Below are 21408 nucleotides of genomic sequence, written 5' to 3' on the forward strand. Positions count from 1 at the left end.
CGAGCGCATGGCTGCCCTTTTCCGCAAAATCGCGGCGGGTCGCGTGCCCGCCGAGAGGCAGGCGGGGCGCGGTACGTTGCAATATGACGATGGGGCCATTTGATTTCCGGCTATCTCCACACCATTTACTGGTGAGACCCAAGGAGAACCCACCGATGAGCCTCGACCGCAACCCTACCTATGCCGCACCGGACGACTGGCGCGCCTATAGCGGCGTGCTCTCACGCCGGGTCTTCGCCTTCATCATCGACTACCTGATCGTGCTCCTGCTCTGCATTCCGGCGGCGGTGGTGGTTTTCTTCCTCGGCATCATCACGCTTGGCCTCGGCTTCATGCTTTATCCGGTCCTGTTCGTGGTGGTCGCGCTTCTCTATTTCGGCCTCACGCTCGGCGGACCTGCCCAGGCTTCTCTCGGCATGCGCTCCATGGGCATCGCCATGATGCGGCTCGACGGCCGGCGGATCGATTTCCTCACCGCCGTCGCGCATACGGTGATCTTCTGGATCATCAACTCGGTGCTGACGCCGCTGATTCTGCTTGCCGGCCTGTTCATCGAGCGCTCGCGTCTGGTCCACGACCTGCTTCTCGGCACAGTCGTGGTCCGCACGGCCTGACGATCACGTCGCCGCACGATACTGGCGGAAAGTTTATCGGCAAAGCCATGCTGCCCACCGCAGCATATGGTTGACGTTTTACTTTTATGCGCCATGGTATGACATTTCGACACCAAAGACGGGACCACCGCGACGCAATGAACACCCAGGCAACGCCCTCACCGCAGTTTTATCTGACGGCTCCGGCAGTTTGTCCCTATCTCCCGGGTGAAATGGAGCGCAAAGTCTTCACCCACCTGGTCGGTCCGCGCGCCGCCGAGATGAACGACCTGCTAACCCAGGGCGGCTTCCGCCGTTCCCAGAACATCGCCTATCGGCCGGCCTGCGAATCGTGCCGAGCCTGCATTTCGGTGCGTATCCTCGCCAACGAATTCGAACCGGCCCGCTCCATGAAACGGGTTCTGGCCGCCAATCGGGACATCGTCTCGACCATCTATCCGGCCCAGCCCTCCACCGAGCAATTTTCCCTTTTCCGCCGTTATCTCGACGACCGCCACCAAAGGGGCGGCATGTCCGACATGTCGGCGCTCGACTATGCGATCATGGTGGAGGACACGCATGTCAACACCCGCATCATCGAATACCGCGAGCGGGTGCCGGGATCGGGCATCAGTGCGGAGCCGAAGGGTGAACTGCTCGCCGTCGCACTCACCGACATGATGAGCGACGGACTTTCGATGGTCTATTCCTTCTTCAATTCCGGGCTCGAGAAACGTTCGCTCGGCACCTACATGATCCTCGACCACATCCATCGCACCCAGACGCTCGGCCTGCCGCATGTCTATCTCGGCTATTGGGTCAAGGGATCGTCGAAGATGGGATACAAGACCCGTTTTCAGCCGCAGGAGCACCTGACGCCGCGGGGCTGGGAGCGGTTTGATCCCGAGAAGGATGGCTAACGTTGCACGCGGGCGCCCCTTATGTTATAACCTTGTTGCAACATGAGGATTAAATTATGAACGCCACCATCCGAAAGATTGGCAATTCCGAAGGCATTATCATCCCTAAAGAAGTCTTGGACCGCATGGGTCTGAAGGCCGGCGACACGGTCGAAATCCGTGAGGAGAACGGTAATATTGCGCTGATCCCGGAACAAGCTGACCTCGCCGAGCAACTTAAAGCAGCGCGGCTTGGCATGGAAAAATACCGTGTCGCTCTCCGGGAACTCGCCAAGTGAGGACCATCAAATGGCTTTCACGGCAAGCCATCGAAATTATTCATCGAGAGCAATTGGCTGAGCATGGCGGCTTACCTGGCCTCAAGGACGAAAATGCCTTGGAGGCCGCGCTTGCCCGCCCTCTTCATAAAAACGCCTATGGGGAAGAAGACATCTTCCTCCTTGCTGCCGCTTATCTCTATGGCTTTGCTCGCAACCATCCTTTTTCGGATGGCAACAAGCGCACAGCTTACCTAGCCGCATTCACCTTTTTGGTCATAAACGGCTACCTCATCGAGGCCACACAAGCAGAAGTCATCGAGTTCGTTCTCGCCGTAGCAGCCGGCGAGATCGACGAGGAAGGTGCTACGCGTTTCCTGCGCGATCACACCGTTCCTCTCACCTGATCACCCCGCAAACTTCCCGCTTCTCGGAAAACCTTTCGGAACCGTACGGCCGGCGCTAGCGCGGTCGGCCAGCCATTCGGCGAGTTCGTCCTTGTTGCGGTTGAAGGCGCGGCCGGCGCTGTCTTCCCAGGAGAGGCCCTCGGCCATCGCGAAGCACTTGATGTCGGAGATGCCGCCGTCCTTGTAGCGCTGCAGGCGCACGCCCTTGCCGCGCGTCATCTCCGGCAGCTGGGCGAGCGGGAAGACAAGCAGTTTGCGGTTTTCGCCAACGACGGCGACATGATCCCCCGAGACCGGCACGACGAACTTCGTCTCGTCGGGCATGGCGACGTTCATGATCTGCTTGCCCTTGCGGGTATTGGCGACCATCTCGCTTTCCGCGACGATGAAACCGTTACCGGCGGTCGATAAAAGGATCAGCTTGCGGGACGGATCGTGCACGAAGGCCGTCAGGATGTCCTGATCGTTCTCCATGTCGACCATGATGCGCACCGGCTCGCCATGGCCGCGGCCACCCGGCAGCTTGTCGGCCCCGAGCGTATAGGCCTTGCCGCCGGTGGTGACGAGCAGCAGCTTGTCGGTCGTCTGCGCCGGGAAAGCGAGCTTCGGCCCGTCGCCTTCCTTGAAGGTGAGCGTCGAGGTATCGGCGATATGCCCCTTCAGCGCGCGGATCCAGCCCTTCTGCGATACGACGACGGTGATCGGTTCCTTCTCGATCATCGCCTGGTTGATCGCGTCGATATCGGCGTCCGGCGCATCGGCGAAGGTCGTCAGGCGTGCATAGGGCTTGCCGCGAGCCTTGGCGAAATTCTTGCGGACGTCCTGGATCTCGTGCTCGATCACCTTCCACTGCTTGTCTTCGGAGGCGAGCAGCGCTTCGATATCCGCCTTTTCCTTGGTGAGGTTTTCGTGTTCGGTGCGGATCTCGAACTCTTCCAGCTTGCGCAAATTGCGCAGCCGCATGTTGAGGATAGCGTCGGCCTGGATGTCGGTGAGCGACCAGCGCTCCATCATGACAGGCTTCGGTTCGTCCTCCTCACGGATGATGCGGATCACCTCGTCGATATTGAGGTAGGCAACCAGCAGACCGCCCAGGATTTCGAGGCGCCGGTCGATCGCCGCCAGCCGGAAGCGCGAACGGCGGACGAGGACCTCGCGGCGGTGCGCAAGCCACTCCACCAGCACTTCGTTGAGCGCCATGACCTTGGGCACGCGGCCCATCGAGAGGACGTTCATGTTGAGCGGCAGGCGGGTTTCCAGCTCGGAAAGCTTGAACAGCGATTCCATCAGGAGAGTGGCGTCCACCGTGCGGCTCTTCGGCACAAGAACCACACGCACGTCTTCGGCCGATTCGTCGCGGACGTCTTCGAGCAGCGGCAGCTTGCGGGCGAGCAGCAGTTCGGCGATCTTTTCGATCAACCGCGACTTCTGCACCTGGAAGGGGATTTCCGTGACGACGATCTGGTAGCCGCCGCGGCCGAGATCCTCGATCACCCAGCGAGCGCGGACGCGAAAACCGCCGCGGCCGGTCTTGTAGGCTTCGACGATCGATTCGCGGCTGTCGATGATGATGCCGCCGGTCGGCAGGTCCGGGCCTTCGATACCGCCCCTGGCCGGATCGGTGGGATCGGCCATCAGATCCTCGACGGTCGCCGAAGGGTTCTTGATCAGCCGCAGTGCCGCATCGCAGAGTTCATGGACGTTATGCGGCGGAATGGACGTCGCCATGCCCACCGCGATGCCGGACGTGCCGTTGGCAAGCAGGTTCGGAAAGGCGCCGGGCAATACGACCGGCTCGGAATTTGATTCGTCGTAGGTATCGCGGAAATCCACCGCGTCCTGGTCGATGCCTTCGAGCAGCAGTTCGGACACCGCCGTCATCTTCGACTCGGTATAACGCATCGCAGCCGGGCTATCGCCGTCGATATTGCCGAAATTGCCTTGGCCGTTGACGAGCGGATAACGCTGCGAGAAATCCTGCGCCAGGCGCGCCAGTGCGTCGTAGATCGACTGGTCGCCGTGCGGGTGGTAGTTACCCATCACCTCGCCGACGATCTTCGCGCATTTGCGGAAGGCGGCGTTCGGGCGAAGCCCCATTTCGCTCATCGCATAGACGATGCGCCGATGAACCGGCTTCAGGCCGTCGCGCACGTCCGGCAGCGCCCGATGCATGATCGTCGATAGCGCATAGGCGAGGTAACGCTCTTCGAGCGCCGCTTTCAGATCGACCGGCAGGATGTTGTCTCCGCCGTCTCCGGAAGGTGGTATCAGATTTTGTCCCATGGGCCTTGACTACCTGAAAGCCCGATTCCCGGCAAGAAAGCCCGGAAATCAGGCTGTGGATGACGGTTATGCCAGTCGAAATTGGCATTTTATTTACCGCAATCAAATCGACCCAAATTTGGTCACAGATTGTGGAACAAAGTCATGGACCTTTCTTCAAGCGTACCTATAACTGCCCCGATCCAACCCTAGACGAAGCGGGCCGGACCTGATGCCCGCAGGAGGATTTCGATGACATACTCCATGAAGGCCCGGCTTCTGCTCGCCGGCGCCGCGTTTGCGTGCCTGTCCGCCCCCGCGTTCGCGCTGGACGGCAAGGATCTCGTCGCCAAGATCAACGGCGCGCTTTCCGTCCAGGGCGGCTCAGGCTTCACGGCCGAATCGGTCACCGTCAACGGTTCCGACGTCACCGCCGTCAATGCCAAGCTCGTCGCGGACGCCGGCAAGCAGAGTTTTCCGATCGGCAGCGTCAAATTCCTCGGCGTCGAGGAAGACAGTGGCGGCTATACGGTCGACAAGGTGTCGTTCGACAACGTCAACATCACCGAAGACAAGATGAGCTTCTCGGTGGCCGACATCTCGATCAGCGGCCTCGTCGTGCCGGCCAATCCGGCCGGAAACGATCTGAGCGCGGTGCTGCTCTATGACGAAGCGCATGTCGGCAAGGTCACCGGTACCACAGACGGCAAGCAGGCGTTCTCGATCGACAGCATGGCGGTCACGACCGAAGTCGCAGACGACAACTCCTCCGTTGATTTCGACATGGAAATTGCCGGCGTCAAGGCCGACCTCAGCCTCGTCGACGATCCGGAAGCCAAGGACACCATCCAGCAACTCGGCCTGACGTCGATCGACGGCGGCATGACGATGGAAGGCAGCTGGGTGGTCTCGGACGGCACGCTCGACCTGACGGAATATGCGTTCGACTTCAAGAATGTCGGCCGTCTCTCTCTTGCCTTCTCGCTGACGGGCTATACGCTCGACTTCATCAAGTCGCTCAACGAAACCACCAAGACGATGGCGGCCAATGCCGGCAACCAGGAAGCCGAACAGGCCGCTGGTCTCGCCATGCTCGGCCTGATGCAGCGCCTTACCTTCAACAGTGCCGAAATCCGCTTCGAAGATGCCGGCATCACCAAGAAGGGGCTGGACTTCGCGGCCAAGAAGCAGAACACCACGGCCGACCAGCTGACGCAGATGCTGAAGGGCATGACGCCGATGATGCTCGCCCAGTTCAACGTGCCGGACCTGCAGAACATGGTGACGACCGCAGTCAACGCCTATCTCGACAAGCCGGGCAACTTCACCATCACCGCCGAGCCCGACAAGGGCGTGCCTTTCCCGATGATCATGGGCGCCGCCATGGGCGCCCCGAACACCCTGCCCAAGGTGCTCGGCGTCAAGGTGACCGCCAACGACTGAGAGAGCCTACCTCTCGCATCATACGGAAAACCCGGCGATCGCTCGCCGGGTTTTCTTTTTGCGGACAGCCTGAGCCTCCGCTTATTCCAAAACCTGGATCACGGCGCGGGTCTGCGGATTGACGATCACCCGCTGGTCGTTGACGATCGTGTAAGCGTAGCTCGGCTGATCCTGGATGGTGTGGATTTCCACCGCTTCAGGCAATGTCGTGCCGACCACGACCGGCCCTTCATACGAGACGGAGGGAACGCTCTGTTCCATCACATAGGTGCGAACTTCGCCGGGAAGCACGACCGTGGAATTGGTCACGACGGGATCCTGGGTGATGACCGTCTGGGCATAAGCGGCGCCCGAAAGCGCCATCAGAGCCGCGGAGGCGGCGAGCAGAGTCTTGCGCATGTTCTTTCTCCTCGTGCTTTCTGCTGCCGTAACAACACGAGGGGCAGGAGATGGTTCCGAAACCTTTCCGCCGCGCATGCCAAATGCTGCAGCACACCTTGACGCGGTAAGCGGGCAAGGTGAAAACCACGGGTGCGGAGCCCTCGGAACCAATCGGAGGCCATTGGGCCGCCGCGATCGATGAAAGGCTTTGTTTTCATGCTCTCGTGGCTTGCCGCGGAAACCCACACGATCGAGACGCTCGACAGTTCCGAAAAGTACTTCGAGCCTGCACGTCCTTCCTATTACAGCGGCAAGCCTGGAAACCAGCTGCAGCGGCTTTTGACCGCGCGCCGCGATTTCCTGGCCATCTGGCGGCAGAACGATTATTCCGCCCGCATCGCCGAAATCTCGCTTCTCGGCCGCCAGGTCGTGGTGGTCAATTCGCCGGAAGCGATCAAATACGTGGTGGCGACGCGGCATGAGAATTTCGAGCGCAAGTCGCCGCAGATGCGCCGCTCGCTGGAATATCTCCTGGGCGACGGCCTGTTCATCTCGGATGGCGAGACCTGGAAGAACCGCCGGCCGCTGGTCTCCGACATCGTCCACAAAAACCGCGTGCCCGCCTTCGGCGATATCATGAAAAACACGTCGCTGGAGCTCATCGAGCGCTGGAGCGCGCTCGGCGAAGGCGCGCAGGTGAACGCGCTCTACGAGATGGCCGGACTGACCGCTGAGATCATTTCCCGCAGCGTCTTCGGCAACGATCTCGGCGAGGAAAGCGCCGGCATGGTGACCGACGGCTTCACCAGCTATCAGGCGCTGATCGACTCCATCAATATCGGCTATTTCCTGGGCTTCGACGAAGGCCTGCCGCAGCTGCGCACCCCTTCCCTGAAACGTTCGGTCAAGCGCATCCATACGATCATCGACCGGGTCATCGAGGACCATCTGGCCGGCAAGGGCGACGACAATTCGATGGTGGAACTGCTGATCCGCCGGCAGCAGCGCAATCCGGAACTGAAGCTCGACGTAGTGGCGCTGCGCAACGAGGCGGCGACCATCTTCATGGCCGGCCACGAGACGACGGCCGCGACGCTCACCTGGGCCTGGTACCTGCTTTCCAAGGCGCCCTGGGTCGAGGAAGCGGTGCATGCAGAGATCGAGGACGTCTGCGGCGGCAGCGTGCCGACCGTCGCCGACGTGCCGAAGCTCAAATGGTGTACGGCGGTGATCGAGGAGACTTTGCGCCTTTATCCGCCCGTACCGATCCTCGCCCGGCAAGCGAAGGAGGCCGATCGCGTCGGAACGCTCGACATCAAGCCGGCATCGCTGATCATGATCGTTCCCTGGATCCTGCATCGCACGGCGTCGCTGTTCGAGGATCCGCATCTCTTCAAGCCGGAACGCTTCATTGAGAAACGGCCGACACCCTACAGCTACATCCCCTTCGCGAGCGGCCCCCGCATCTGCCCCGGCCTGCAGTTCGGGCTTACGGAGGCGATCCTCTGCCTTGCCGTGCTCGCCCAGCGCTTCCGGCTTCGTGTGCCGGAGGAACACAAGGTCGAGCCCGTGTGCCGCCTGACGCTGCGCCCCCGCGGCGGCCTGCCCGTCACCTTGCACCGGCGTTGAGGCTTTCATGGCTCGGGATCGCTTGCCGGACAGTGCGGAACTCGCAAAGCGCAAGGCTTGGAAATTCATGGCGCCCGAAGCGCCGCCCCTCTCCCATCTCTTCGGCAACGGCGACCAGCGGCGGCAGTTTCGCCGCTACTGGGTGACGGGCACATTGGTCAACGCGCTCGACCTCGCCGTGCATTTCGGCCTCAAGCTCTTCACCATGGACGCCTGTTCGAATTTCGGCGCCAGGATCGGCACATTCTCCATTCCCCGTTATCACAGGGTTGCGGCGCGGCGCGGGCGCGATACGCTGGCACGCCTGGTGCCGGAAAAAAGCCAGGAAGAGCGGGAAGCTATCCTGAGGAAGAACTGGGAAGCGCAGGGACGGATCATGACCGAATTTTCCGTCGTCAACCGGCTGCTCGGCGATCTCGACCGCATCACCCTCCATAATTTCGAACGGCTGGTGGATAGTGTCCGCCAGGGCCCAACGATCATCGTCGGCATGCATCTCGGCAATTGGGAGATCGGTCCGACGATCCTGCATGCGGAAGGCATCCGGCCCTACGCCAACTACACACCGCCGAAGGGGCGCGCCAAGGCCTGGATTTCCGCCCGCGTCCGGCAGAAGGGCGGGCTCAACTTCCTGCCTCCCGGCACCCAGGGCGTTCGCCCCTCCGTCAAGGTGCTGAAGGAGGGCGGCGTCATCTCGATGTTCTGCGACGAAGGCGTTTCGGGAAAGATCCGCGGTCCCCTTTTCGGCCGCAAGCCGCATCTCGAAGGCAATCTGGCGGTCGCCGTCAGGCTTGCCCGCATGACCGGCGCGCGCATCGCCCCTTGGTACAATATCCGCACCGAAGGGTTCCGCTTCGACGCCTTCTTTCTGCCCGCCGTCGTGTTGCCGCCGGAGGACAAGCCCGGCGCGCGCCTTGCCGAAGACATCCTGCTCCTCAACTCCGTCATAGAGCCGGTGATCCTCGAACATCTGGATCAGTGGTATTTCCTCGACAATTCCCTGCCGGTCGAACAGCCGCGGTCGTAACCAAGGGGTTCCCTCATGAGCCAAGCCTTCGAAAGAACAGTTTCCGCAATCGACGCCGTCATCGATGAGGCGCTTGCCGAGAAACGGCTGGTCGGTACCGTCGTCCTGATGGCTCGCGATGGAGAGATCGTCCATCGACGTGCCGCGGGCCTGGCCGATCGGGAAACCGGCCTGCCGGTTCGTGAGAATACGATCTTCCGGCTTGCATCGGTGACGAAGCCGATCGTCACGATCGCCGCCATGCGGCTTGTCGAACAAGGACGCATCGGCCTTAACGATCCGGTGACCAAATGGCTGCCGGATTTCCGGCCGAAACTTGGGGACGGCAGCGAGCCCGTCATCCTCATCCGCCACCTCCTCACCCACACGTCCGGCCTCAGCTACAGTTTCGAGCTGGAAGACGGTCCCTATGCGCGGGCCAATGTTTCCGACGGCGTCGATCAACCCGGGCTCTCATTGACCGAGAACCTGAAACGCATCGCCTCGGTGCCGTTGTCCTTCGCGCCCGGCACCGGCTGGCTATACTCCGTCTCCATGGACGTCATCGGCGGCGTCATCGAACAGGAGACGGGAAAGCGGCTCGGCGAGGCGGTCGCCGAACTGGTCATGCGGCCGCTCGGCCTTTCCGATACGGGCTTTAGCGTCGCTGACCGCAGCCGGCTGGCCGCACCTTACATCGATGGTTCGCCGGAGCCGAAGCGGATGGGCGAGACGGAAAAGGTGCGGGCCCTGAACGGCTCGGTCACCTTCGCGCCGGATCGTATCTTCGACCCCGCCTCCTTCCATTCGGGCGGCGGCGGCATGGCGGGAACGGCCGGTGACGTGCTCAAGGTGCTCGAAACCATTCGCCAGGGCGGCGCGCCGCTCCTCTCCCGGAAAACCGTCGAGATGATGACGACCAACCAGATCGGCGACCTTCTCGAACCGGCGCGACCGGGATTCGGCTTCGGATTCGGCTGGGCGATCGTGCTCGATCCGCCAAAGGCCGGCCTGCCCGTTTCGCCCGGCTCGCTGCAGTGGGGCGGCGTCTACGGCCACCACTGGTTCATCGATCCGGTCCGCAGGATCACCCTCGTCGGGCTCACCAACACGACGCTGGAAGGCATGTGGGGACGATTCACCCTCGACCTGAAGAAGGCAGTCGCTGCGGAACTTTAAACCGCGGAGCTCGCACTGAATCAGAAAAGCCAGGCTCGTCGCCTGGCTTTTCTGATTGGACATGCGAAATGCTCAGTCCTTCTTGGGCTGCGGCATGACGCGCAGCGACAGTTCCATGAGCTGCTTCGGTGTCGCCGGCGATGGTGCGTTCATCAGCAGGTCCTGGGCCTGCTGGTTCATCGGGAACAGCGTGATTTCGCGCAGGTTCTTGGCGCCGAGCAGCAGCATGACGATACGGTCGATGCCGAATGCGCAGCCGCCATGCGGAGGCGCGCCGTACTGGAAGGCGCGATACATGCCGCCGAAACGCTCCTCGACATCCCTCTGGCTCAGGCCCACCAGCTCGAACGCCTTGACCATGGCCTCCGGCGACTGGTTGCGGATCGAACCCGAGGCGATTTCGAAGCCGTTGCAGACCGCATCGTACTGATAGGCCTTGAGCGACAGCGGCTCCTTGGTCTGCAGCGCCTCGAGGCCGCCCTGCGGCATCGAGAACGGGTTGTGGGCGAAATCGATCTTCTTGTCTTCTTCGCTCCATTCGTAGAACGGGAAGTCGATGATCCAGCACAGTTCAAACCGGTCGCGATCGACGAGGTTCAAGTCCTCGCCCGCCTTGGTGCGCGCTTCGCCCGCGAACTTGTAGAACTTGGCCGGCTCGCCGGCGACGAAGAAGCAGGCGTCGCCCGCATCAAGGCCAAGCTGGGTGCGGATCGCTTCGGTGCGCTCCTCGCCGATGTTCTTGGCGAGCGGGCCGGAGCCGCCGATCTTGCCGTCCTCTTCCTTCCAGAAGATGTAGCCGAGGCCAGGCTGGCCGAGGCCTTGAGCCCAGGCGTTCATGCGGTCGCAGAAAGCGCGCGAACCGCCGGTCTTGGCCGGGATCGCCCAGACCTCGACCTTGGGATTGGACGCGATCATGCCGGCGAACACCTTGAAGCCGGAGCCGGCGAAATGTTCGGTGACGGCCTGCATCTCGATCGGGTTGCGCAGGTCCGGCTTGTCGGAACCGTATTTGCGGATCGCCTCGTCATAGGGAATGCGCGGCCATTCCTTGGTGACCGGCTTGCCTTCGGCGAACTGCTCGAAGACCGAGGTCATGATCGGACCCATCGTGTTCCAGACATCTTCCTGGGTCACGAAGCTCATTTCCAGGTCGAGCTGGTAGAATTCGCCCGGCAGGCGGTCGGCACGCGGGTCTTCGTCGCGGAAGCAGGGCGCGATCTGGAAATAGCGGTCGAAACCGGCGACCATCAGCAACTGCTTGTACTGCTGCGGCGCCTGCGGCAACGCGAAGAACGTGCCGGGATGAATACGGCTCGGCACGAGGAAGTCGCGCGCGCCTTCCGGCGAGGACGCCGTCAGGATCGGGGTCGTGTATTCGCCGAAGCCCGCAGAGGCCATGCGGTTGCGGATGTCGGCGATGATCTGGGTGCGCTTGACGATGTTCTTGTGGAGCGTATCGCGGCGAAGATCGAGGAAGCGGTACTTGAGGCGCACGTCTTCCGGATAGTCCGGCTCGCCGAACACGGGCAGCGGCAGTTCCTTGGCGGCTGCCAGGACTTCGATCTCCTGGGCGTAAAGCTCGATCTCGCCGGTCGCCATGCTCTTGTTGACGGTGTCCTCCGAACGGGCCTTCACGCGGCCGTCGATGCGGATCACCCATTCGCCGCGCACGGTTTCGGCGGTCTTGAAGGCCGGGCTGTCTGGATCGGCGACGACCTGGGTCATGCCGTAGTGGTCGCGCAGGTCGATGAAGAGAACGCCGCCGTGATCTCGCACGCGATGCACCCAGCCGGACAGGCGGACGGTGGAACCGACATCGGACTTCCGAAGGGCGGCACAGGTGTGGCTGCGGTAACGGTGCATTTTCGAGTATCCTGGACTGGTGCGTTTTGCGGCAATCGGCGTGCGAAGCACGGCCCGCCGGCTTTAAGGAAAATCGGCGGGAAAAGCGCATGACGGACCTGCTTTGTCAAGGCGGAACCGATTTTTCGGCGAAATCGGAGAGGCCGAACGCAGGCCGAAGCAGCCGCCTGCGACCTAGGCCAGCATGCCCCGCATCGCCCTCTCCTCCTGCCGGATGCGGATGATCAGCACGACGAGATAGACCGGCAGGCCGATCGCCAGTGTCCACCACGCATGGAAGATCAGGGCGTAACCGACAAGTTCCGGCAGGATGTTCAGGACATAGTTGGGATGCCGCACCGTCCGGAAAAGCCAGTGCCGGCTGACGGGATGGTCTTTCGCGATCATGATCTTCACCGTCCAGACGGCGCCGAGCAGCCGGACGATCCAGACCAGCATGAGCATGGCTGCGGCAAAGATGACGAGCCCGCCTGCCGAAACCGTGTCGAACTGCGACTGCCGCCACCAACCTTCGCCGAAAGCCGCGAAGTAATAGAGGCCATGGACGATGGCGAGCAATTTCGTATTGAACGCCCCGTGTTCGACGGCGCCATTTGCGCGCAACGCCGCCTCGTGCCGCTTCGACACCGCAACGCTTGTGATTCGTGCCGCAGCGGCGGCAAGAAAGATCACAATAAGGATAGGGCTCATGGTGTTTTGGTCTCCGCTGGCCTTCGATTAGCGGAAGTGAGGCGGAGAGGCCAGAGCAGTGCAAATGTTCTCATACGGTCGGCCAAGTCGCGGACGGAAAGGATTTTCCAAGACAAGCGTGGTCCAGTTCGTCTAAGAGTTGCCGTGTCGCCCCTTCGGGCACGCTCCACAGCTTCGCCCAGACCCTCCGATCCCCGACCTCGAAATCCCATGTCGCATATCCGTCCGCTCGTTCCGCTTCTCGTCACCGCAGGCATCCTGATCGGCGGCAACGGGTTGCAGGGAACCTATATTGCGCTGCGCGGTACGGCCGAAGGGTTCTCGCCCTCGGTCGTCGGCATGGTCGGGGCCGGCTACAGCATCGGATTTGCGATCGGCTGCATCTACGTGACGCGGCTGCTGCGCGCCATCGGCCATATCCGCACCTTCTCCGCCATGGCCTCCGTCGCGGCGGTCGCGGCGATCTTCATGTCGATGATCATCGACCCGGTCTTCTGGTTCGCGATGCGCTTCGTCACCGGCATCGCGGTCTCCAGCCTGTTCGCCACCGTCGAAAGCTGGATCAACGCCAAGGTCACCAACGAGAACCGCGCCCGTACGCTCTCGATCTACCGTTTCGTCGACCTCGGCTCGGTGACGGTGGCGCAATACGTCATCCCCACGGTCGGCATCGAAGGGCCGATCATCTTCAACATCATCGCGATCGCGCTGACACTGTCGCTGGTGCCGATCTCGGTCGCCGACAAATCGAGCCCCGCGCCCCCGGAAACCATGACCTTCGACCTTAGGGCCGTCTGGCGCATCTCGCCGCTCGCCGTGGTCGGCGTCATCGCGATCGGCCTCTCCATGGCCGCCTTCCGCAATATCGGCCCGATCTATGCGGAAAAGATCGGCATGAGCATCACGTCCATCGCCACCTTCATGAGCGCCGGCATCATCGGCGGCGTGGTGCTGCAATATCCGCTCGGCGTCTATTCCGACAAGCTCGACCGCCGCCGCGTCATCCTCTGGACGACCGTCGGCTCGATCATTACCGGCGCCTATCTGTCCTTCGGCGCAGGCACGAACGAGACGGCGAACATCGTCAGCGTCTTCCTGTTCGGCGCCTTTTCCATGCCGCTCTATTCGCTCTGTTCCGCCCATGGCAACGACTATGCCAAGGAAGGCGAGCATGCGCTCGTCTCGGCGGGCCTGCTCTTCTACTGGTCGATCGGCGCCACCATCGGCCCGCTGCTCGCGTCCGTGCTGCTGCAGTATCTCGGGCCGCGCGCCTTCTTCGCCTACACGTCCTTCATCTTCGCGGGCTTCCTGATCTTCACCGTCCTGCGCATGCGGGCGCGGCCTCCGGTGCCGCCGGCCCAGCGGACCTGGCGCTTCCGCTCGCTGCTCAGGACCTCTGCCTATTTCAACCGGCTCGCCAACCCGTCCGACAAAGATGAACGCAAGTGAAGTTAAATGCCATTCCGTATTGACATAAGCGGCGGGAAGAGAAAGGAAGGTTGATCACCTTCACATGATTGAAACGATGATCGAAACCACCGCCGCCCTCGAGGAAGCCTGCGCCAAGCTCGCCCAATCAGACTTCATCACCATCGACACGGAATTCCTGCGGGAGACGACCTTCTGGCCGGAACTCTGCCTCATCCAGATGGCGAGCCCGGATCTCGACGTGCTGGTCGATCCGCTGGCAAAAGGGCTGAACCTCAAGCCCTTCTTCGAGCTGATGGCCAATCCGGCGGTGATCAAGGTCTTCCATGCCGCCCGCCAGGACATCGAGATCATCCATCATCTCGGCAACCTCGTGCCGCATCCGATCTTCGACACGCAGGTCGCCGCGATGGTTTGCGGTTTCGGCGATTCCGTCTCTTACGATCAGCTCGTCAGCCGCATCAAGAACGTCCACATCGACAAATCCTCGCGCTTCACCGACTGGAGCCGCCGGCCGCTTTCCGACAAGCAGCTGGAATATGCGCTGGCGGACGTCACCCATCTTCGCGACGTCTATCTGTACCTCAAGACCGAGCTGGAGCGCGAAGGCCGCGCCTTGTGGCTGACCGAAGAAATGGCGATCCTCGAATCGTCCTCCACCTACGACCTCCATCCGGACGACGCCTGGCTGCGGCTGAAATCGCGGCTGCGCAAACCAACCGAACTTGCCGTCCTGAAATTTGTCGCCGCCTGGCGCGAACGCGAAGCGCGCAACCGCAACGTGCCGCGTTCGCGCGTGCTGAAGGACGACGCGATCTACGAGATCGCCCAGCAGCAGCCGAAGGATGCCGAGGCGATGTCGCGGCTGCGCACCATCCCCAAGGGTTGGGAACGCTCCGCGTCCGGCGCGGCGATCATCGAGGCCGTCAATGCCGCGCTCGCCCTTCCGAAAGCCGACATGCCGCATGCACCGAAGCATGTTCACGTCCCGGAAGGCACCGCCGCCGCCGTCGAACTCCTCAAGGTCCTCCTGAAACTGATCTCCGACCGCGAAGGCGTCGCTGCCAAGGTGATCGCCAATACCGATGACCTCGAAAAAATTGCGTCCGAAGGCGAAAAGGCAGAAGTCGCCGCTCTTTCCGGCTGGCGGCGCGACCTCTTCGGCGATACCGCGCTGAAGTTGATCGACGGCGGCGTGGCGCTGCGCTTCGTCAACAAGAAGGTCGAGGCGGTCGAGATTTAAGCGGCCGCCCCGAAGCTTCGCCAGCCCCGAGTGGCGGTGTCAGGCCGCCTTGACGCCCGCCTGACCGTTTTCCACTACGAAGCTCTTCTCGGTCGAGACCTTGCCGCCCGGCTTGTCGGTGAACTCGATCGTCCTGAGATCCGTGGTCCAGCGATCCTCCGTCACCGTCATGCGCAGATAGCCGCGCCTGGTATGTTCGTAATGGCGGATGTGCGGATTGGCGGGCAGCGCGGCCTGCATCGGTTTTGCCAATTGATCGGGCCAGAGAGAACTGATCGAGGTGCCGACGAATTCGCTCATCAGCGCCGTCTTCGGATCATCCCCCGCCCGCCGGACCACGTCCGAAACGAGGTTGGAGTGAATATCTCCGGCAATCGCGATGGGATTGCCGACCTTGTATTTCTCGATCCGGTCGAGGATGCGGGCCCGCTCGGCGGGATAGCCGTCCCAGGACTGCAGATAACGATAGAGTTCGCCGCCGTGATCCATGTCGAAGGGCGTCATCATCACGGTCGAGGCGATGACATTCCAGCGCGCCTTGGAGGTTTTCAGCCGCTCGTCGAGCCAGGCCTCCTGCGGAGCCCCCAGCATCGAACGGTCGGCGGCGGAGGCAGCATCGCAGGCTTTCTGGAAAACGCCGAAGGCGAAATTCTTGTCGGAGTCTGACGCACAGGAGGATTCGCGGTCCTTGAACTGGCGCGTATCGGGAATGCTGAGGCGCAGCAGGTTGCCGATATCGCGGTCGCGCAGGATCTGCATGGCCGGGTTCGACAATGCCGGCGCATGGCGCACCGGCTGGAACTCGTACCAGGCCTGGTATGCGGCGGCCCTGAGCTTCAGCTTTGCCATATCGCTCGTATCTTCGGTCAGCGCATCGTGGTTGTCGAGCGTCACCATGAAGGGCATGCGCTCATGCGCCCGCCGCAGGGCCGTGTCGGTCTTGTAGAGGGCATGGCGGCGGCGGTAGTCGGCGAGCGTCGCCGGCGCCGTCTTGCTCTCATGGCTGCGCACGCCGCCGCGACCGACCTCGTAGATATAATCGCCCATGTGCAGCACGAGCGAGGCATCATCGTCGGCCATGCCGTCATACGCGTCGAAATAGCCGTTTTCCCAGTGCTGACAGGAGACGACGTTGAAGCGGAATCGCGAATGCGGCGCCAAGGCCGAAGGCAGGGTGCGGGTGCGACCGACGGGGCTTATCTCACCGCCGAGCCTGAAGGCGTACCAGTAGGAGCGATCCGGCTGCAGGCCTTCGACATCCACGTGCACCGAATGGCCGAATTCCGGCCGGGCGATGCCGATGCCGCGGCGAACGACATCCGACATCTTCTCGTCGCTGGCGACAATCCATTCGACCTCGACCGGGCCGGCGGCAACCGGCGTCAGGTCATCGACCGCACGGGCAAGCCTGGTCCAGAGCACGACGGCATCGGAGGTCGGATCGCCGCTCGCGACGGAGAACGGAAAACCGGCGCCTGCGGCAACAGCCTGGGCTGAAACACTGCGGATGGTGAGCGCGGGTGCGGCCAGCGCGAGGCCGGCGCCTGCGAGGAAATGACGTCTCTTCATGGTGTCTACCCCTTGGAATTGGATGCGGAGACACGTATAGAACCTGCGTGTCATACGTATGACTATACACCTCTCCGGAGACGGCATGGATAATCAGCATCACGGGCAGGACAACGGGCGGGATCGCCGGCGCGGTCCGACCAGCCGCGACGTCGCCCAGGCGGCGGGCGTTTCGCAATCGACCGTGTCGCTGATCTTTTCCGGCAAGGATGCTGGCCGCATCAACCCCGCAACCCGCGAGGCCGTGCTTTCCGCAGCCGCCACGCTGGGCTACCGATTGAACGCTTCGGCGCGCGCGCTCAAGCTCGGCACGCATCGGCTGCTGGCGCTCGCCGTCCCGAATGCCGCCAACCCTTATTTCGCCGCCGTGCTGAAAGCGGCGACTGCCGCGGCCCGAGCGAAGGGCTATGCCGTGGTGCTCATCAATGTCGGCGACGATCCCGGGGATGGCGAACGACTGCTCGAAAGCCTTGCGGCCCACACGTTCGACGGCTTGATCGTTTGGGAGAACCCGTGGACGCCCACGGCGGAACGTTTCGTACCGGCAACCGTCGTCGCCGACGGCCTGTCACCGGGCGATGCTGCCGTTTTCATCCCCGCCGGCGTGATCGTGCGCCATGCCATCGAACATCTTGCCGGTCTCGGCCATCAGAAGATCGGCCGGATCGGTTTCGACATGACGGCCATCCCTTTCCGCTCCCGCGCCCAGGCGTTCCGCGAGGCTCTGTCCGGACATTCGCTGAGATTCGACCCGCGTTTCGAGTTCGAGGAGCCGTTCGGCGCCACCGCTTCGGACAGGCTCACCGCCCTGCTTTCCGGACCGGACCGGCCAAGCGCCTTTATTTGCGACGACGACCTGCTGGCGCCGCTTGCCTATCGCGCCGCATCGCGGCTTGGACTTCGTATACCTGACGATCTATCGTTGGTCGGCATCGGCGATATCGACCTTGCGCGGTTGATGGAACCAGACCTGACCACCGTTGCCATTCCACCCGAGGTGGTCGGCGAGACGTTGGTGGAGGCAGCGCTGGAACGCATCGACCTCGGCAGTAAACCTGCGCTCAGGACGATCGAAACCCGCCTGGTCGTCCGCGGCTCGACAGCGAAAACGCCGTAGCCGCACCCGCCATCCGAATACGTTCGAGAGCGACAAGCCTTCAGGTTCGAGCGGGCCTCAGGCGTGCATCTTCGCGCCCTTGGTGATCTTGTCGACGATCTTCTTTTCGGCGCGCAGGGCGATGCCGACCAGCCTGGCATTCTCGGGCGAGAATTTTCCGAAGACCTCGCGGTTGGCGGCATCGTGGCCGGTCGAAAACATCTCTTCGATATAGGCGGATGTCGTCACCTCCCGTTCGAGGGAACGCCGGTGGATCGCCCGGAGCGTCTCCTGATCGGCGGAGAGCACGACGACCGGCTGGATGCTCATCGGATTGTAGACATTACCCGCCGCATCCAGATATGCTTGCCCGATGATCGTCGGAACCTGGGCGACTATGCCGCTCGTCAGGAAGGCGGTCACGTTGAGCTCCTGCCAGGGAGCCAGGTCATCGCGAAGCACGATCGCGATCTTGGTGTCGAACATGAAGAACTCCGTCGAAGGATATGCAAGAACCGAGCAGATAGCGGCACGCAATGCGGCCGGTCTTGAACGTTCGTGCACGGACAGAGGCGATGCGAAGGGAGAGCGGAGACCGGCCTGTGACGGTATCGTCGAGGCCCCATCCTCCCACGGTATCGAACGGATCGAGGCCCGTTTTCGCGGCAACGGGTTTTCGCCGCACCGGCACGACACCTATGCGATCGGCCTGACGCTTTCCGGCGTCCAGACCTTCCATTATCGCGGTGCCGCCCGCGTCAGCCTGCCCGGCAATGTCATCGTCCTCCATCCGGACGAGGTCCATGACGGCGCGGCCGGCACCGATGCGGGCCTCGTCTATCGCATGCTCTACCTGCCGCCGGAGCGGCTGATCGAGGCCGCCGGAGGTTCGCGCGGCCTGCCTTTCGTGCCCGACCCGATCATCACCGATGCGGACCTGCATCTCTCCGTCACCGACGCACTGGAGAACCTGGAGACCGAACCGCAGGACCTCCTTCTGGACGACCTGATCGCCCGGTTTTCGGAGGGACTGTGGAGGCATGCGGATGGCCGCGGCGCCCCTTCCGACAGGGCACTGGCACGGGATGCCGTGCTCCGCTGCCGCGACTACCTGCAGGACAATTTCGGACGGGAGGTTTCCTCGGAGGAACTGGAGGCCGTCAGCGGCTTCGACCGCTACACGACGGCCCGGCATTTCCGCCGTTTTCTCGGCACCAGCCCGCATCGTTATCTCGTCATGAGACGGCTCGACCGGGCCAAGGCGGCGCTTGCCGAAGGCGCCGGCCTTGCGGAAGCGGCCGCCGACGCGGGCTTTGCCGACCAGGCGCATTTCACCCGTCATTTCAAGAAGACGTTCGGCATGACTCCGGGCCGCTGGGTGGCGCTACGCAGGGCCGGCTGACGCTCATTAGATTGTAAAAATCCGGTCATCAAAGCTTCACCGAAGCGTCATGCGGCCATCACTCAACCGTTACCTGTGAACCCTATCGGGTTGTCGTCTTCGACGCCAACCAAGGTGACATCCATGATACGACTCCTGCTCGCCTCCGTCGCGCTGGCCGCCCTCATCAACGGCCAGGCTTCCGCGGAAGAAAAAGCTTTCCCGGCCAAGCTCACCGGCCAGGCCATCCTGCCGGCCAACACGCTGGCCCCGGCTCCGGCCGATGCTCCGGCCTTCCTGAAGACCTCCGGCAAGTTCACCACCGCCGACCGCAAGCGCACGGACGCCCTCGGCACGTTGCCGGGCAAGGACGGCGTCCGCGTCACCGACGTCAAGCTGCCGCTCGACGGCCAGCCGGTCCAGGGCTTCTCCGGCATCAAGACCATGGCTGACGGCACCTTCTGGACGCTGTCGGACAATGGTTTCGGCGGCAAGGCCAACTCCTCCGACTCCATGCTCTTCCTGCACCAGATGAAGTTCGACTGGGCCGCCAACAAGGCGGAAGTCGTCAAGAACGTCTTCCTCTCCGATCCGAACAAAATCGCGCCGTTCCCGATCGCCATGGAAGGCTCCGAGACCCGTTACCTCACCGGCGCCGACTTCGACATCGAATCGATCCAGCCGGTTGCCGACGGCTTCTGGCTCGGCGACGAGTTCGGCCCGTACCTCATCAAGGTCGACATGCAGGGCCGCCTGACCGACGTCATCCCGACGCTCGCCGACGGCAAGCCGGTCACCTCTCCGGACAACCCGCTCCTGCAGATCCAGGCCAATCCGATCGCCAAAGTACCGGTCTTCAACGTGAAGCGCTCCGGCGGTTACGAAGGCCTCGCCATGGCGAAGGATGGCTCGAAGCTTTACGGCCTGCTCGAAGGCCCGCTCTACAAGGAAGATGGCAAGGTCGAAGACGCCGAGGGCCTGACGGCACTGCGCGTCATCGAATTCGACGTCGCTTCCAAGAAATGGACCGGCCGTTCGTGGCTCTATCCGCTCTCCAAGGGCGGCGAAGCGATCGGCGACTTCAACATGATCGACGCCACGACTGCTCTCGTCATCGAGCGTGACAACGGCGCCGGCACTGCCGACAAGGCCTGCGCCGACCCGGCAAAGCCCGAGCCGACCTGCTTCAACGCCCCGGCAAAACACAAGCGTGTCTACAAGATCGAAATGACCGACGCCAATGTCGGCAAGGCCGTCCGCAAGATCGGCTATATCGACCTGATGAACATTCAGGACCCGGACAACAAGAAGAAGGCCGGCAACGTCGCCGGCGTCTACGACATGCCCTTCGTGACGATCGAGAACGTCGACGTCGTCGATGCCACCCACATCATCATCGGCAACGACAACAACCTGCCCTTCTCGGCCGGCCGCGCCATCGACAAGGCCGACAACAACGAGTTCAGCGTGCTGGAAGTCGGCGAGTTTTTGGCCGCAAAGTAAGCATCCAGCTGTAAAGCAAAAGAGCGCCCGGTCGCGAGACGGGCGCTCTTTTCGTTCGGATCACTCCCGCCATATGCCAGCTAAAGACACGGATTCCACGCCGGCGGCCGATCGATTTCGAGAAGTTTGTCAATGTTTGCATTCATGCGCTCCACGCCGTCTTTCTCCAATTGCCTAAAACTGCGGATGCCCTCCCCGCCCGGCTTGCAAAGCTGCGCGCCGTCGCGGACAAAGCGGGCGCGATGTCCAGCAAGCTCAGACGGGACGATGTCAGAGTTGCGAACGATGAAACTCTCCATTCGCCGAACATTGATGGCGATGGCGGATCTGATCGGCGATTTTTTTACTTCCGCACAGGTATCGCCAATATATTGCATGGTCGAATAGATCGTCCAGATGCACATCACAGCACCTCCGGGATCCGGGACATCCTGAGCGTGCAATTTGGGTGGCAAGACGACAACCGAGCAGATCGCGGTAGAGATGATGATCATTGCGCGAAATGCCATATCGCTCTCCGAAAGACCATCCAGTCAACTTTTGCCGCCGAAGTCGGTG

The 21408-nt window shown here is 62.3% G+C and carries 20 protein-coding genes; 13 read left to right on the forward strand and 7 right to left on the reverse strand.

Translation table 11 applies throughout. The features are described 5' to 3' along the window. Positions 1-155: 155 nt before the first annotated feature. From DMO26_RS21080 to DMO26_RS21095, 4 genes are all read left to right on the forward strand, one after another. Positions 156-614 carry an RDD family protein gene (locus DMO26_RS21080; protein ID WP_117194126.1) on the forward strand — a complete coding sequence of 153 codons (459 nt, stop codon included), beginning with the start codon at positions 156-158 and terminating at the stop codon, positions 612-614. Between the two features lie 137 nt (positions 615-751). Further along, positions 752-1513 (forward strand): arginyltransferase, encoded by a 762-nt coding sequence (locus DMO26_RS21085; RefSeq protein ID WP_117194127.1) that lies wholly within the window; start codon positions 752-754, stop codon positions 1511-1513. Between the two features lie 56 nt (positions 1514-1569). Further along, on the forward strand, positions 1570-1791 hold the full coding sequence (locus DMO26_RS21090; RefSeq protein WP_117194128.1) for an AbrB/MazE/SpoVT family DNA-binding domain-containing protein: 222 nt from the start codon (positions 1570-1572) through the stop codon (positions 1789-1791). Next, positions 1788-2177: a type II toxin-antitoxin system death-on-curing family toxin gene (locus DMO26_RS21095; protein ID WP_117194129.1), complete on the forward strand. Its 390-nt coding sequence runs from the start codon at positions 1788-1790 to the stop codon at positions 2175-2177. The genes DMO26_RS21090 and DMO26_RS21095 overlap by 4 nt, the downstream gene beginning before the upstream one ends. On the opposite strand, the gene parC is transcribed toward DMO26_RS21095, so the two are convergent. After that, entirely contained in the window at positions 2178-4460 is a 2283-nt protein-coding gene (parC, locus tag DMO26_RS21100; protein WP_117194130.1) for a DNA topoisomerase IV subunit A, read from the reverse strand. 231 nt (positions 4461-4691) lie between these two features. Between parC and DMO26_RS21105 the strand changes: the two genes are divergently transcribed. Beyond that, a complete protein-coding gene (locus DMO26_RS21105) occupies positions 4692-5882 on the forward strand; it encodes a hypothetical protein (protein WP_117194131.1) in 1191 nt (396 codons plus the stop codon). An 81-nt stretch (positions 5883-5963) separates the two neighbouring features. Here DMO26_RS21105 and DMO26_RS21110 read toward each other — a convergent pair whose 3' ends face one another. Further along, positions 5964-6281, reverse strand: coding sequence for a DUF1236 domain-containing protein (locus tag DMO26_RS21110; RefSeq protein WP_117194132.1), 318 nt, complete (start codon positions 6279-6281; stop codon positions 5964-5966). Positions 6282-6479: 198 nt separating this feature from the next. Between DMO26_RS21110 and DMO26_RS21115 the strand changes: the two genes are divergently transcribed. The 3 genes from DMO26_RS21115 to DMO26_RS21125 are packed head-to-tail and all read left to right on the forward strand — an operon-like array spanning position 6480 to position 10077. After that, positions 6480-7892 (forward strand): cytochrome P450, encoded by a 1413-nt coding sequence (locus DMO26_RS21115; RefSeq protein ID WP_117194260.1) that lies wholly within the window; start codon positions 6480-6482, stop codon positions 7890-7892. A gap of 7 nt (positions 7893-7899) precedes the next feature. Further along, the gene (locus DMO26_RS21120) at positions 7900-8919 is read left to right on the forward strand and encodes a lysophospholipid acyltransferase family protein (RefSeq protein ID WP_117194133.1); all 1020 of its coding nucleotides are present in this window, start codon (positions 7900-7902) and stop codon (positions 8917-8919) included. A gap of 15 nt (positions 8920-8934) precedes the next feature. Continuing rightward, positions 8935-10077: a serine hydrolase domain-containing protein gene (locus DMO26_RS21125; RefSeq protein ID WP_117194134.1), complete on the forward strand. Its 1143-nt coding sequence runs from the start codon at positions 8935-8937 to the stop codon at positions 10075-10077. 72 nt (positions 10078-10149) lie between these two features. On the opposite strand, the gene aspS is transcribed toward DMO26_RS21125, so the two are convergent. Together aspS and DMO26_RS21135 are read right to left on the reverse strand one after the other, a co-directional pair. Then, positions 10150-11940: an aspartate--tRNA ligase gene (gene aspS, locus DMO26_RS21130; protein WP_117194135.1), complete on the reverse strand. Its 1791-nt coding sequence runs from the start codon at positions 11938-11940 to the stop codon at positions 10150-10152. A 174-nt stretch (positions 11941-12114) separates the two neighbouring features. Next, positions 12115-12630, reverse strand: a complete 516-nt coding sequence (locus DMO26_RS21135; RefSeq protein ID WP_117194136.1) for an isoprenylcysteine carboxyl methyltransferase family protein — start codon at positions 12628-12630, stop codon at positions 12115-12117. A gap of 210 nt (positions 12631-12840) precedes the next feature. Between DMO26_RS21135 and DMO26_RS21140 the strand changes: the two genes are divergently transcribed. Then, positions 12841-14079: an MFS transporter gene (locus tag DMO26_RS21140; RefSeq protein WP_117194137.1), complete on the forward strand. Its 1239-nt coding sequence runs from the start codon at positions 12841-12843 to the stop codon at positions 14077-14079. A 76-nt stretch (positions 14080-14155) separates the two neighbouring features. Beyond that, complete coding sequence (gene rnd / locus DMO26_RS21145) at positions 14156-15301, forward strand: ribonuclease D (RefSeq protein WP_117194261.1); 1146 nt, start codon at positions 14156-14158, stop codon at positions 15299-15301. 39 nt (positions 15302-15340) lie between these two features. Here rnd and DMO26_RS21150 read toward each other — a convergent pair whose 3' ends face one another. Beyond that, on the reverse strand, positions 15341-16870 hold the full coding sequence (locus DMO26_RS21150) for an alkaline phosphatase D family protein (RefSeq protein ID WP_162895006.1): 1530 nt from the start codon (positions 16868-16870) through the stop codon (positions 15341-15343). 85 nt (positions 16871-16955) lie between these two features. On the opposite strand from DMO26_RS21150, the gene DMO26_RS21155 reads away from it, so the two are divergent. Further along, positions 16956-17987, forward strand: a complete 1032-nt coding sequence (locus tag DMO26_RS21155; RefSeq protein ID WP_162895007.1) for a LacI family DNA-binding transcriptional regulator — start codon at positions 16956-16958, stop codon at positions 17985-17987. Between the two features lie 57 nt (positions 17988-18044). Here DMO26_RS21155 and DMO26_RS21160 read toward each other — a convergent pair whose 3' ends face one another. Then, positions 18045-18452, reverse strand: coding sequence for a DUF2000 family protein (locus DMO26_RS21160; RefSeq protein ID WP_117194139.1), 408 nt, complete (start codon positions 18450-18452; stop codon positions 18045-18047). Here DMO26_RS21160 and DMO26_RS21165 point away from each other — a divergent pair. Together DMO26_RS21165 and DMO26_RS21170 are read left to right on the forward strand one after the other, a co-directional pair. Continuing rightward, positions 18451-19368 (forward strand): AraC family transcriptional regulator, encoded by a 918-nt coding sequence (locus DMO26_RS21165; RefSeq protein WP_117194140.1) that lies wholly within the window; start codon positions 18451-18453, stop codon positions 19366-19368. The two genes, DMO26_RS21160 and DMO26_RS21165, sit on opposite strands and share 2 nt — an antisense overlap. Positions 19369-19491: 123 nt before the next feature. Beyond that, a complete protein-coding gene (locus DMO26_RS21170; protein WP_117194141.1) occupies positions 19492-20850 on the forward strand; it encodes an esterase-like activity of phytase family protein in 1359 nt (452 codons plus the stop codon). Positions 20851-20930: 80 nt separating this feature from the next. Here the strand turns inward: DMO26_RS21170 and DMO26_RS21175 are convergent, their stop codons facing one another. Further along, positions 20931-21359 carry a hypothetical protein gene (locus DMO26_RS21175; RefSeq protein WP_117194142.1) on the reverse strand — a complete coding sequence of 143 codons (429 nt, stop codon included), beginning with the start codon at positions 21357-21359 and terminating at the stop codon, positions 20931-20933. Positions 21360-21408 lie beyond the last annotated feature (49 nt).

The sequence above is a fragment of the Rhizobium terrae genome, from assembly GCF_003425685.1.
Lineage (GTDB): Bacteria > Pseudomonadota > Alphaproteobacteria > Rhizobiales > Rhizobiaceae > Neorhizobium > Neorhizobium terrae.